This is a genomic window from Pseudomonas fakonensis, from assembly GCF_019139895.1.
GTDB lineage: Bacteria > Pseudomonadota > Gammaproteobacteria > Pseudomonadales > Pseudomonadaceae > Aquipseudomonas > Aquipseudomonas fakonensis.
Genome location: NZ_CP077076.1, coordinates 5,269,041 through 5,281,673 on the forward strand (window position 1 = coordinate 5,269,041; position 12,633 = coordinate 5,281,673).

The 12,633-nt window shown below is 64.1% G+C and carries 13 protein-coding genes; 7 read left to right on the forward strand and 6 right to left on the reverse strand.

The genetic code is table 11. The annotated features are described in order from the left end of the window. Positions 1–193 precede the first annotated feature (193 nt). The 3 genes from KSS94_RS23245 (at position 194) to KSS94_RS23255 (ending at position 2,049) form a co-directional block, all read left to right on the forward strand. Positions 194–1,162, forward strand: a complete 969-nt coding sequence (locus KSS94_RS23245) for a polyprenyl synthetase family protein (RefSeq protein WP_217840386.1) — start codon at positions 194–196, stop codon at positions 1,160–1,162. A 151-nt stretch (positions 1,163–1,313) separates the two neighbouring features. After that, positions 1,314–1,655: a zinc ribbon domain-containing protein YjdM gene (locus KSS94_RS23250; RefSeq protein WP_217840387.1), complete on the forward strand. Its 342-nt coding sequence runs from the start codon at positions 1,314–1,316 to the stop codon at positions 1,653–1,655. A 148-nt stretch (positions 1,656–1,803) separates the two neighbouring features. Further along, positions 1,804–2,049 carry a PA4570 family protein gene (locus tag KSS94_RS23255; protein WP_038707330.1) on the forward strand — a complete coding sequence of 82 codons (246 nt, stop codon included), beginning with the start codon at positions 1,804–1,806 and terminating at the stop codon, positions 2,047–2,049. A 106-nt stretch (positions 2,050–2,155) separates the two neighbouring features. Here KSS94_RS23255 and bamJ read toward each other — a convergent pair whose 3' ends face one another. The 5 genes from bamJ to KSS94_RS23280 all read right to left on the reverse strand — a co-directional run bounded on the left by bamJ (position 2,156) and on the right by KSS94_RS23280 (position 7,028). Further along, a complete protein-coding gene (bamJ, locus tag KSS94_RS23260) occupies positions 2,156–2,773 on the reverse strand; it encodes a BamJ family beta-barrel-assembly machinery protein (protein WP_217840388.1) in 618 nt (205 codons plus the stop codon). A gap of 85 nt (positions 2,774–2,858) precedes the next feature. Further along, positions 2,859–3,164: a DUF6482 family protein gene (locus KSS94_RS23265; protein ID WP_217840389.1), complete on the reverse strand. Its 306-nt coding sequence runs from the start codon at positions 3,162–3,164 to the stop codon at positions 2,859–2,861. Positions 3,165–3,322: 158 nt separating this feature from the next. Further along, the gene (locus KSS94_RS23270) at positions 3,323–3,811 is read right to left on the reverse strand and encodes a TIGR00645 family protein (protein ID WP_217843650.1); all 489 of its coding nucleotides are present in this window, start codon (positions 3,809–3,811) and stop codon (positions 3,323–3,325) included. Positions 3,812–4,087: 276 nt separating this feature from the next. After that, positions 4,088–4,426: a PA4575 family protein gene (locus KSS94_RS23275; RefSeq protein WP_023631147.1), complete on the reverse strand. Its 339-nt coding sequence runs from the start codon at positions 4,424–4,426 to the stop codon at positions 4,088–4,090. A 163-nt stretch (positions 4,427–4,589) separates the two neighbouring features. After that, positions 4,590–7,028, reverse strand: coding sequence for a Lon protease family protein (locus KSS94_RS23280; RefSeq protein WP_217840390.1), 2,439 nt, complete (start codon positions 7,026–7,028; stop codon positions 4,590–4,592). Positions 7,029–7,272: 244 nt separating this feature from the next. On the opposite strand from KSS94_RS23280, the gene KSS94_RS23285 reads away from it, so the two are divergent. The 4 genes from KSS94_RS23285 to KSS94_RS23300 all read left to right on the forward strand — a co-directional run bounded on the left by KSS94_RS23285 (position 7,273) and on the right by KSS94_RS23300 (position 10,915). Beyond that, positions 7,273–7,761: a DUF3015 domain-containing protein gene (locus KSS94_RS23285; protein WP_217840391.1), complete on the forward strand. Its 489-nt coding sequence runs from the start codon at positions 7,273–7,275 to the stop codon at positions 7,759–7,761. 78 nt (positions 7,762–7,839) lie between these two features. Next, a complete protein-coding gene (locus tag KSS94_RS23290; protein ID WP_217840392.1) occupies positions 7,840–9,693 on the forward strand; it encodes an Lnb N-terminal periplasmic domain-containing protein in 1,854 nt (617 codons plus the stop codon). 298 nt (positions 9,694–9,991) lie between these two features. Beyond that, positions 9,992–10,348, forward strand: coding sequence for a hypothetical protein (locus tag KSS94_RS23295; protein WP_217840393.1), 357 nt, complete (start codon positions 9,992–9,994; stop codon positions 10,346–10,348). A 69-nt stretch (positions 10,349–10,417) separates the two neighbouring features. Continuing rightward, positions 10,418–10,915: a GreA/GreB family elongation factor gene (locus KSS94_RS23300; protein ID WP_217840394.1), complete on the forward strand. Its 498-nt coding sequence runs from the start codon at positions 10,418–10,420 to the stop codon at positions 10,913–10,915. Between the two features lie 140 nt (positions 10,916–11,055). On the opposite strand, the gene gdhA is transcribed toward KSS94_RS23300, so the two are convergent. Beyond that, positions 11,056–12,396, reverse strand: a complete 1,341-nt coding sequence (gene gdhA, locus KSS94_RS23305; RefSeq protein WP_217840395.1) for an NADP-specific glutamate dehydrogenase — start codon at positions 12,394–12,396, stop codon at positions 11,056–11,058. Positions 12,397–12,633 lie beyond the last annotated feature (237 nt).

Consider the following 12,633-nt stretch of genomic DNA (forward strand, 5'->3'; position numbering starts at 1 on the left):
CTGGCATGGCTGCACAAGGCTGGAACGGCCCGGTGCAATTGCGTAAGGCAGGTGCTGCCCAGGAAAGTTAGGGTGCGCGATTGTACGCAACGCCACAAATGCTTGCAAGTACCCGCCAGGCCCCGCGCCCGCCGCGCCTTGACACGCTGGGGCCTGCGACCTAGCATGCCGCGCAACCCCAATGGAGCAGCCGATGCAACCCCAATCCTTCTACCGCGCGGTAGCTGACGATTTCAGCGCCGTCGACGAGATCATCAAGAAGCAGCTGACCTCGCGCGTGCCGCTGGTATCGAAGATCGGCGACTATATCACTTCTGCCGGCGGCAAGCGCCTGCGCCCGCTGCTGGTGCTGCTGTGCGGCAAGGCCCTGGGCCGCGAAGGCGACGACCTGCGCCTGCTGGCCGCGACCATCGAGTTCCTGCACACCGCCACCCTGCTGCATGACGACGTGGTCGACATGTCCGGCATGCGCCGTGGCCGCTCCACCGCCAACGCCCTGTGGGGCAACGCACCGAGCGTGCTGGTGGGCGACTTCCTTTATTCGCGCTCGTTCGAAATGATGGTCGAGCTGGGCTCGATGCCGGTCATGCAGATCCTCTCCAAGGCCACCCGCGTCATCGCCGAAGGCGAGGTGCTGCAGCTGTCGCGGGTACGCGACGCCAGCACCACCGAAGAGGTGTACATGGAGGTGATCCGCGGCAAGACCGCCATGCTGTTCGAGGCCTCGACCCACAGCGCCGCCGCGCTGGCCGAAGCATCCGACGAACAGCGCGAGGCCCTGCGCACCTTCGGCGACCACCTGGGCGTGGCCTTCCAGCTGGTCGACGACCTGCTGGACTATGAGGGTGATGCCGAGGCCCTGGGCAAGAATGTCGGTGACGACCTGGCCGAAGGCAAGCCGACCCTGCCGCTGATCTACACCATGCGCGAAGGCACCCCGGAACAGGCGGCGCTGGTGCGCCAGGCCATCCAGAAAGGCGGCCTGGAAGACCTCGAGCAGATCCGCGTGGCGGTCGAGGCCTCCGGCGCCCTGGCCTACACCGCACAGATGGCCCGCGACTATGTCGCCCGCGCCATCGCTTGCCTGGAAGTGCTGCCAGCCAGCGAATACCGGGATGCACTGGTCGAGCTGAGCGAGTTTGCCGTAGCGCGTACGCACTAAGTCATTCGCGTAACCCTATCGCGGGGCAAGCCCGCTCCCACGCCTGTTCGCTGGTGTGGGAGCGGGCTTGCCCCGCGATGCTTTTGTGCAGACAAACACTAAACCCTATACAATGTACGCCTTTAATCGCCCTGCAACCTAAGGATCCGAAGTGAGCACTCTGCCACCCTGCCCCAAATGCGCCTCCGAATACACCTACGAGGATGGCACCCAGCTGATCTGCCCCGAATGCGCCCACGAGTGGTCGGCCAGCGGCGATGTGCAGGAGGCCAGCGACAACGAGGTGAAGAAGGACTCGGTGGGCAACGTGCTGCAGGACGGCGACACCGTCACCGTGATCAAGGACCTCAAGGTCAAGGGCTCGTCGCTGGTGGTCAAGGTCGGCACCAAGGTCAAGAACATCCGCCTGTGCGACGGTGACCACGACATCGACTGCAAGATCGACGGCATCGGTGCCATGAAGCTCAAGTCCGAGTTCGTGCGCAAGGTCTGATCGCCCTTCAGGGGCTGCCGCCCTGGCAGCCCTGACAGATCCTGCAACAGGGTCGCCTGCACCATTGGGAAGAAATCTTCCAATAGTCACTTGCTATTTTGATAATAAGAATTATTCTCATTGGAACCGCTATCCAAGGAGAATAGCCATGACCTACCTGATCGACGCCTGGCTCGACCGCCCCCACCCCTACCTGCGCATCCTGCACCGCGAGACTGGCGAAGTCTGTGCCGTGCTCGAGGAAGACGCGCTCGACGAACTGCGCGACCAGGGCGACCTGGACCTGATGGGGTTGAATTCCAGTGAACCGGGGGTGCTCAAGGAGCTGGTGAGAAATTTGTTTCTGTTCTGCTATGCGCGGGCATTGCGCCCTGGGGGTACAGACTGGAACTGAGCCCTGTAGGAGCCGGCTTGCCGGCGATGAGGCCCGCCGCACAGGCAACATCATTGCCAGGCCCGACGCCATCGCCGGCAAGCCGGCTCCTACAGGTGAGCCGCTATTACAGAACGTCGAGCAGCTCGACGTCGAACACCAGGGTGCTGTGCGGCGGGATGCTGCCAACGCCTTGGGCGCCGTAGGCCAGCTCGCTCGGCACGTACAGGCGCCATTTGCTGCCGGCATTCATCAGTTGCAGGGCTTCGGTCCAGCCAGCGATGACGCCACCCACCGGGAATTCGGCAGGCTGGCCACGGTCGTAGGAGCTGTCGAACACGGTGCCGTCGATCAGGGTGCCGTGGTAATGGGTACGCACGTTGTCTTCGCGGCTCGGCTTGGCGCCTTCACCTGCGGCCAGCACTTCGTACTGCAGGCCCGAGGCCAGGGTGACGATGCCTTCGCGCTTGGCGTTCTCGACCAGGAATTCCTTACCGGCGGCAGCAGCGGCTTCAGCCTTGGCAGCGGCTTCGGCCTGCATGATTTCGCGGATAGCCTTGAAAGCAGACGACAGGTCTTCTTCGCTGACGCGGCTGTCGGCACCGTTGAAGGCGTCGGTCAGGCCGGCAACGATAGCCTCGAGGCTGACACCCGGTGGCGGGTTGTCACGCAGCTGGCCACCCAGCTGGCGGCCGATGCCATAGCTGACGCGGGTTTCGTCGGTGGACAGTTTGAGTTCGGACATTGGCTTGCTCCGCTTGAGGGCGCACGACATCCGCGCCCTGATGAAAAGGGCGAGCAGACTAGCACACCGGCGCGGGGCGCAGCAGCTACCAGGCCGAACGCTGGGAAATCGGCACCTTGAGGTCTTCTTCCGGGTGCACGCCCATGCCGCACATCTCGTCCTGCACGGACCAGTGCACCAGGTTCATCGACAGCAGCGGGAGGGCTTGCAGCAGTTGCCGCGCATCCTCTACCGAATGCACGCGCAGGCGTTCGCCACGGGGGTCGGCCAGGGGGTGGGCGCGGCCCTTGACCCGGGCTTCGAGCAGGTAGTCACCGCCTTCGATGGCGATCAGGTTGAGTTCGTCGACATGGCCGGCCCTGGCCTCGGTGTTGAGCTGATGCAGGTTCATAGGCGCACCTCGCTGCGGGAACCACGCATGAGAGGTCATTTTTTGTACAGCCTGGGCAAAAGCACAAGCCGCCACCGGTCAGAAAAGATCGCGGGGCAAGCCCGCCCCCACGGATTCAATCGTGGGGGCGGGCTTGCCCCGCGATGGCTGCGAGCGAATCAGTGCTTGGTGACTTTATCCAGGTAGCCCATGACGAACGCCGAAATGACGAAGGTCATGTGGATGATCACGTACCACATCAGGTAGTCGGTGGAGATGTTCTGGGCATCCATGAACACCCGCAGCAGGTGAATCGAGGAAATGGCGACGATGGACGCGGCGACTTTCATCTTCAGCGACGAGGAGTCCATCTTGCCCAGCCAGTTGAGTTTTTCCTTGCTGTCGTCGATGTCCAGTTGCGAGACGAAGTTCTCGTAGCCCGAGAACATCACCATCACCAGCAGGCCGCCGACCAGCGACATGTCGATCAGCGACAGGATCACCAGTACCAGGTCGGCTTCGCTCAGGGCGAAGACGTTGGGCAGTACATGGAAGATTTCCTGGAAGAACTTCAGGGCCAGCGCCAGGAGGCCCAGGGAGAGGCCGAAATAGATCGGGGCGAGCAGCCAGCGCGAGGCATACATCGCATTTTCGAGGATACGTTCCATGGACAAGGGGGACTCGGTAAGTGACTGGAAAAGCGTGCGCGAGTATAGCCAGCCACCTGTGACAGCAAAAGCCTGCGGCGGGTTGCCGCAGGCTCAGCACTGATCTGAAGGCGATGCGTTCCCTGGTAGGAGCGACCTTGTATCGCGAAAGGGCTGCAGAGCAGCCCCGACGATTTTGCGTGGTGCAGATATCTTGGGGCTGCTACGCACCCCTTTCGCGACACAAGGCCGCTCCTACAGGGATCGCGCCGCTTCCAAACAGCTCAAGGAGAACCTTCAGGTCTCGGGATGAAACTGGTAATCCCCAAGGTTGCGGCACCGCTCGCCGTTGATGCGCCTCAGCTGCGCCTGCAGGTGCAGGCACCAGATCTGCGGGTCTTCGGCCACCTGGTACCCATGCAGGGTGAGGCTGTCGACGATGGCGTTCATCACCGATTCGGCCACCATCGGGCCGTGGAACGGCCCCTGGGCCTTGATTGCCGAAGGTTGTTCGCCGGCCATGCCGGCGGCGAACAGCAAGGTCCACATGCCGTTGTCCCCGGCCAGCGGGCGAATGCTGCATTCGATGCGGGTCACCAGGCCCAGGCACTGGCGGGTGAGGCTGAGGTTGCGCATGGCGGCGTCCCCTCTGAGATGCCCTGTTCAGCCCGATACGTTCGGGCTGTTTCCATCCTGAACCCTGATACTGTCCCTTGGTTCCACTTTAGCCGATCGGTGGATGAAGTTAGAAAACCGGCGCCGAACGGTAGCAATGTGCCGCCAGCGCCGGTTTATTGACTTACGCAGGTTTGGCCTGGGCGATCACTTCCTCCAGCCGTTCCTTCTCGGCCTCTTTGATTTCTTCTTCGCTGATCATTTCGGCAATCACCCGCAGGCGCTCGACAACGCGGGCGTTGACGCTGCCCTCGGCGAACTCGCCCTTGTCGTCCAGCGCCCCGGCCTCCTCGCCCACCAGCAGGCTCAGGGCCTCATCGGCCTGGCTTACCGCGTACACGTGGAAGCGCCCGGCCTCGACCGCCTGCAGCACACGCTCGTCGAGCATCAGCGTAGCGACGTTGGCCCGCGGGATGATCACCCCCTGCTCGCCAGTCAGGCCACGGGCCTCGCACAGGCGGAAGAAGCCTTCGATCTTCTCGTTGACCCCACCGACCGCCTGCACCTCGCCGAACTGGTTGATCGAGCCGGTGATCGCGAAGCACTGCTTGAGCGGGGTGCGTGACAGTGCAGAGATCAGCGTGCAGGCCTCGCCAAGCGAGGCGCTGTCGCCGTCGACGTAGCCGTAGGACTGCTCGAGCGCGATGCTCGCCGAGATCGCCAGGGGGAATTCCTGGGCATAGCGGCTGCCCAGGTAACCGGTGAGGATCATCACCCCCTTGGAGTGGATCGGCTGGCCGAGGTTGACCTCACGCTCGATGTCGACGATGCCGCTGCCACCCGGGTACACCGTGGCCGAGATCCGCGCCGGCATGCCGAACGCCGAGTCGCCGACTTCCAGCACGGTCAGGCCGTTGCACTTGCCGATGGCTGCGCCCTCGGTGTCGATCAGGATGATCCCTGCGAGCATGTCGTCCAACACCCGCTGCGACACCCGCCCGGTACGCGTGGCCTTGGCCTTGAGCGCCCGTTCGATGTGCCCGGCGTCGGTCATCGCTTCGCTGGCCAGCTGGCGGATGAAATCGGCCTCGCTGACCAGCTGGAACAGGTCGCCGATGCGCGCCGACAGGCGCGACTGGTTCTCGGCCAGCCGCGCACTGTAGGTGGCCAGGCGCGCCACCGCGTCGCTGGTCAGCGGCGCCATGCCTTCTTCATTGGTGCGGGTGCGCAGCAACTGGGCGAACTGCTCCAGGTTTTCGTCGACCATGGGCATGTCTTCGTCGAAGTCCACCAGCACCCGGAACATCTCCTGGAAGTCCGAGTCGTGGTCCTGCAACGCGTAGTACAGCTGGCGCGAGCCGATGATCACCAGCTTGATGCCGAGCGGGATCACCTGCGGCGTCACGCTCACGGTGGCGACCCGTCCCAGCTCGCCCAGCGGCGACTCCATTTTCAGCTTGCGCGACTGCAGGGCGCGCTTGAGCGCATCCCACACGAACGGCTCGCCGAGCATCTTCTCGGCCTCGAGAATCAAAAAACCGCCGTTGGCGCGGTGCAGTGCACCCGGGCGCAACTGGCGGTACGAGGTGTACAGCGCGCCCTGGTCGGTGCTGTATTCGATACGGCCGAACAGGTTGTCGTAGGTGGGGTGCGGCTCGAACACCACCGGGGCGCCGCCGTTGCCTGGCTGGCCGACCACAAGGCTTGGGGCGTACTGTTCTTCGAGCATCTTGCGCGCCACGGCGTCGGTCTTGCTGTCGTCCACCAGTTGCTCGACCACGGTGCGCAGCAGGTTGAGCTGCACCGACTGCAAGTAGGCGCACACGGCGGCGTTTTCGGCGTACTTCTCCGACAGCGGCGCCAGCAGCGGCTGCAGGGCCAGGGTGATGGTTTCTTCGTTGAGCTGGCGCAGCTGGTTGTTGGATTCGCGCTTCCATTGCGGCAGGCTGGCGAGCTCTTCGTTGAGGCGGTCCTCAAGCTCGGCGATATCCTCGTGGAAGCGCTCGCGCACCGCTTCAGGCAACTGAGCGAACTCGGCCTCGTCCAGCGCCTTGCCGTCGGCCATGGGGGTGAAGGCGACGTTGCTGCTGTCGCGGTACAGGGCCACGTCCTTTTCCAGCGAGGCGCGTTCGATCACGTCCAGGGCGCGGTCGTAGCGCTGGTTGAAGGCGCGGTCGATGGCGCTCTTCTTCTGCTGGTACGAGGGGTGTTCGAACACCGCCGGGAAGGTTGCCAGCAGGTTGTCGATCAGCCCGTTCATGTCGCTGATGAACGCATGGGCGCTGCCGGCCGGCAGCTCCAGGGCGCGGGGCTCGCGGGTGTCTTCGAAGTTATTGACGTACAGCCAGTCGGCCGGGGTCGCCTGGCGCTTGCCCTCGGCCTTGAGGTAGCGCTTGACGAACGAGAAGCGGCCGGTACCGGGCTCACCCATCACGTACACGTTGTAACCGGGGCGCGGCATGGCCACGCCGAATTGCAGGGCCTCTACGGCGCGTTCCTGGCCCAGCACACCTCGAAACGGCTCCAGATCGTCAGTGTTGGAAAAGGCAAACTGTTCAGCGGAGAAACGCCGGGTCAGGGCTTCGGGCGCGAGACGCAGGCGCGAGGCGACAGGATCGGGCATTGGGTTTCCTTACTTCGGCGGGGCAGATGGAAAGCATTCTGGCGCTGCCTGCGAGCAGCTGGCAAGGCTGTGCGGGACTTTATGTCGCAGCCACGCCAATGCAATTTTTCGCAATAAACAACGCAACCTTTGGATCGTGCCTAAACTCCAAGCTGCGCGGGGGGGTGGAAAGCTTCCCTGTACTGGCAACCGCGTTGCCAGAACCCTGACCCTTGGTACGTCACTACAGAAAGAGAACAACGCTATGAAACGGATTCTTCTGGGTACTCTGTTCGCCGCTGTCTCGATCAACGCCATGGCCGAATCGCCAGGTGGCCCGAACTGCGGCTGGGGCAACCTGCTGTTCGAAGGCCAACGCGGCACTCCGGCGCACTTCCTGGCCTCCACCACCAACGGCACCTCCGGCAACGCGACCTTCGGCATGACCTCGGGCACCAACGGTTGCTCGACCAAGGCGGCCCTCACCTATGGCGGCAAGTCCTGGTTCGCCATGAACGGCATGATGAACGAGCTCTCCGAAGACATGGCCAAGGGCCAGGGCGAAGCCCTGACCACCTACGCCGTGGTGCTCGGTGTAGCACCTGAGGACCGCGCGCACTTCGCCGCTGTCACCCACGAGCACTTCCAGCAGATCTTCAGCAGCGCCGACGTGACTGCCGAATCTGTGCACAGCAACACCCTGGCGGTGCTCAAGAGCGACCCGCAACTGGCCAAGTACGCCACCGAGGCTTGAGCCCCGCGCCGCCCGCCCCGGCATCGGGGCGGGTTTGGCGGTTACCTTTTCGGCATCATCAGGATGTAGTTGCCCGACATGCTCAAACGCCTCGCTCCCCTGGCGCTGCTCGCCAGCGCACCGCTGCACGCCGCACCGCAAGTCGACCCGGTCCGCCTGCAACAGCTGGCAGTCACGCCCTACTGGATTGCCCTGGGCCATTACGAAACCGCCAAGCTTGGCGGGTGGCGCAGCTATGTCGACGACCCGCGGTTCTTCCTCGCCGCCGACGGCGCGCACCACCCCGATCAGGAACTGGCGGCCACGGTGCAGGCGCTGTATGCCCCGGCAAATCTCGCTGACAAGCACGCCCAGTGCGTGTTCCCGGCACGCACCCGCTGGTTGCGCGAACAACTGAACCTCACCGGGCTGCCGCAGCCCGAGTGCCCCGAATTCACCACCTGGTACAAGTCGATCGACCCGCACAGCGCGGCGTTGATCTTCCCGGCCGCGTACCTGAACAGCCCGTCATCGATGTTCGGCCACACCCTGCTGCGCATCGACCAGTCCAACACCCGCCGCGACGACACCACGCTGCTGAGCTACGCGATCAATTTCGGCGCCTACATCGAAGGCAGCGACAACAGCATCCTGTACGCCTGGAAGGGCCTGATGGGCGGCTACCCGGGGCTGTTCGCGATGATGCCCTACCAAGAGAAACTGTCCGAATACCGCAGCCTGGAAAACCGCGACCTGTGGGAGTACCAGCTGGACCTCACCCCGGAAGAGACCGGGCGCATGGTCGAGCATGTGTGGGAGCTCAAGCAGATCAAGTTCGACTACTTCTTCTTCGACGAGAACTGCTCGTACCGCCTGCTCGAACTGCTGCAGGTGGCGCGCCCGAGCCTGGACCTGACCTCGCAGTTCCCCCTTACCGCCATCCCCACCGACACGGTCAAGGCGGTGAAGCAGTCCGGGCTGGTCACCGATGTGCGCTACCGCCCGTCCCGCGAGCGCGAACTGCTGGCCCGCGCCGAGCCGCTGGAGCCCGCAGAAAAGCAACAGGTGCTGGCCATCAGCGCTGACACCACGCATTTGCAAAGCCCCGAATTCACCGCCCTGCCCCGCGAGCGCCAGGCCCTGGTGCAAGACGCCGCCTACCGCCTGGAGCGCTACCGCGCCAACGGCCAGGAACGCGACCCGGCCCAGGCCGCGCGCAGTTTCGAGCTGTTGCGGGCGATCAACCGCAACCCGCCGCCGCCGCTGCAGATCGAACGCCCCGGCCTGCCCGAAGACGGCCACCAGTCGCGCACCTGGCAGTTGGGGGTGGGCACCCGCGAGGACCGCGCGTTCGCCGAGTACGGCCTGCGTATGGCCTATCACGACCTCAACGACAACATGTTCGGCTTCCCGCTCGGCGCGCAGATCGAGATCCTGCAGCTCAAACTGCGCCAGTACGAGGGCAACGACTGGCAGGTGCAGCGCCTGGACCTGGCCACCATCCGCTCGCTGACGCCGCGCGATGCATTGCTCAAACCCTGGTCGTGGCAGGTGGCCGGCGGCCTGGAGCGGGTGCCGGGCAAGCATGAGGACGAGGTGCTGGTCAGCCATGTCAACGGCGGTGCCGGGAGTACCTGGCAGTTGAACGACGACTTGCTGGGCTTTGCCTTGGGCACGGTGCGGGTGGAGCACCACAACGACTTCACCGAGTTCGTTTCGCCGGCGGCGGGGTTCAATGGCGGGCTGCTGTGGCGCAACCCGCTGGGCAACCTGACGCTGGAAGCCAAGGGCGATTTCTTCACCAATGGCGAGGTGCGCCGCAGCGTGAGCCTGAACCAGCAGTGGGAAGTGAGCCAGAACCTTGGGCTGCGCTTGAGTGCATCCCGCCAGTTCAGCCACCTGGCCACGGCGCAGAACGAGGTGATGCTGGAGTTGAAGTGGTATCACTACTGAGGGCCCCATCGCCGGCAAGCCGGCTCCTACAGGTGCTGCACAGGCCAGAAGCAAATGCGCTACCTGTGGGAGCGGCCTTGTGTCGCGATGGGTTGCGCAGCAGCCCCAACGATTTTGCATGATGCCGAGATCCTGGGGCCGCTGCGCGCCCCATCGCGACACTAGGCCGCTCCCACAGGGATAGCGTCAGCTTCACAAGCTGCATCTGTGACCCAACCGACTCTTTGACACTGTTTTGACACCTCCCCGACAAACCGCCACCTAGACTTTGCTGCATTACTCTCGAGGTCTTGTGGTCATGTCGCGGTATTGGCTGGGTTTGTGCGTCGCGTTGTTGCTGGTCGGGTGCGAAACCACCCACCAACAAATGGTCCAGCAGGGCTACCCGCCGGCCTACGCCGATGGCTTCGACGACGGTTGCAGCAGCGGGCGCCAGGCCGCTGGGCTGATGGTCGGCGAGTTTCGCAAGAACGTGCCGCGCTACCTGCACGAAGCTCAGTACGAAACCGGCTGGGACGACGGCTTTCGCCAGTGCCACGCCATGCAGAGCAACCAGGACACCCGCCAGTACCGCGAACGCTACTGGGATGAACGCGACCGCGACTGGCAGCGCGAGAAGGACCAGGGCGCCGCCCGCGCCTACCGGCGCAACTGATGTCGCAAACGGACAACCGTTGAAACCCCGCAGCTGCCACCATGGTCTCCTGCACAAGGAGGCCCGCGCATGAGCCGAGCATTCGTCAACGAGGACCAGGCCGCCGCCCAGGCCAGCCAGCCGGTGGAGCGGCGCGTCAGCGACCAGCCCAACTATGTCACCGCCAGCGGCCTGGCCCAGCTGCAGCAACGCGTGGCGGCGCTCAATGCCCTGCGCAGCGAACTGCAGGCACAAGGCGAACGGGCCGACAAACAGCGCCTGGCCGATGCCGAGCGAGACCTGCGTTACTTCAATGCGCGGATACAGAGTGCCCAGGTGGTGCCGGCGCCGACGTCCACTGAAAAGGTGCAGATTGGCAGCTGGGTGAGCTTCGTCGACGAGGACGGCCAGGAGCAAGAGGTGCGGCTGGTGGGTGAGGATGAAGCCGATGCCGTGCACGGGCTGATCAACTGGGGCTCGCCGCTGGGGCGGGCGCTGTTGGGCGCGGGGCCTGGGGATGAGGTGCTGTGGCGCAGGCCGGCGGGGGATCAGATGATCGAGGTGCTTGAAGTCAGGGGGGAGACTTGAGGGCCATGGGGCTGCTTTGCAGCCCTTTCGCGACACAAGGCCGCTCCTACAGGGATACGCGATTGCTCAGACTATCGTGTTCCCTGTAGGAGCGGCCTTGTGTCGCGAAAGGGCCGCAAAGCGGCCCCAGCAGTTCCAGATCAGACCACGCCTTGCGCCAGCATGGCATCGGCCACTTTGACGAAGCCGGCGATGTTGGCGCCCTTGACGTAGTTCACCGTGCCGTCGGCCTCTTCACCGTAATGCACGCAGGCGTGGTGGATCGACTGCATGATGTGGTGCAGCTTGCTGTCCACTTCACCGGCGGTCCACAGCAGGCGCATGGCGTTCTGCGACATTTCCAGGCCCGACACGGCCACGCCCCCGGCGTTGGACGCTTTGCCCGGGGCGTACAGGATGCCGGCCTCGATGAAGATATCCACAGCGTCCAGGGTGGTCGGCATGTTGGCGCCTTCGGCCACGCAGATGCAGCCGTTGCGCAGCAGGGTACGGGCGTCTTCGGCGTTCAGCTCGTTCTGGGTAGCGCACGGCAGGGCGATGTCGCACGGCAGGCTCCACGGCGTCTGGCCCTTGCGGAACTCCAGGCCGAACTGGCTGGCCAGCTCGCTCAGGCGGCCGCGCTTGACGTTTTTCAGCTCCATCAGCGCATCCCACTGGGCATCGTTCAGGCCGGCTTCGCAGAACAGCGTGCCTTCGGAGTCGGACAGCGAGATCACCTTGCCGCCCAGGTCCATGACCTTGCGCGCAGCGTACTGGGCAACGTTGCCCGAGCCCGAGATGGCCACGCGGCGGCCGTCGATGCGCTTGTCCTGGCGCTTGAGCATTTCTTCGGCGAAGTACACGCAGCCGTAGCCGGTGGCTTCAGGGCGGATCAGGCTGCCGCCGTAGGTCATGCCCTTGCCGGTCAGCACCGAGGTGAACTGGTTGGCCAGGCGCTTGTACTGGCCGAACATGAAGCCGATTTCGCGGGCACCCACGCCGATGTCACCGGCCGGCACGTCGCAGTCGGCGCCGATGTGGCGGTACAGCTCGCTCATGAACGCCTGGCAGAAGCGCATCACTTCGGCGTCGCTCTTGCCCTTGGGGTCGAAGTCCGAGCCGCCCTTGCCGCCGCCCATGGGCAGCGAGGTCAGGGAGTTCTTGAAGGTTTGCTCGAAGGCCAGGAACTTGAGCACGCTCAGGGTGACCGACGGGTGGAAGCGCAGGCCGCCCTTGTACGGGCCGATGGCGCTGTTCATCTGGATGCGATAGCCGCGGTTGACCTGGACCTTGCCCTGGTCATCGACCCACGACACGCGGAACAGCACGGCGCGCTCGGGCTCGACGATGCGCTCGAGAATACCGGCCTGCAGGTAGTGGGGGTTGGCTTCGAGGAACGGCCAGAGGGTGCGCAGCACCTCTTCCACCGCCTGGTGGAATTCGGGTTGGCCGGGGTCACGCTGTTGCAGGCGTGCGAGGAAATTGTCGACGGATTCGATCATGGTAGACGTCTCACCAAGAGGGATTGTTTATTGGTTTTTTCGGGAATGTACCAAGAAGCAATCGCACTGGAACAGGGCGTCATGTCGTTTTTTTGAAATTATTTGGTGCGTTTTCTATAAATGTATACAAAATCCGAGATTTATAGGGGCGGGTCTGGCCCTATCGCAGGCAAGCCTGCTCCTAGAGGGGGCGCGGTTTTTCTGTAGCAGCAGGCTTGCCTGCGATGAAGCCAGCAC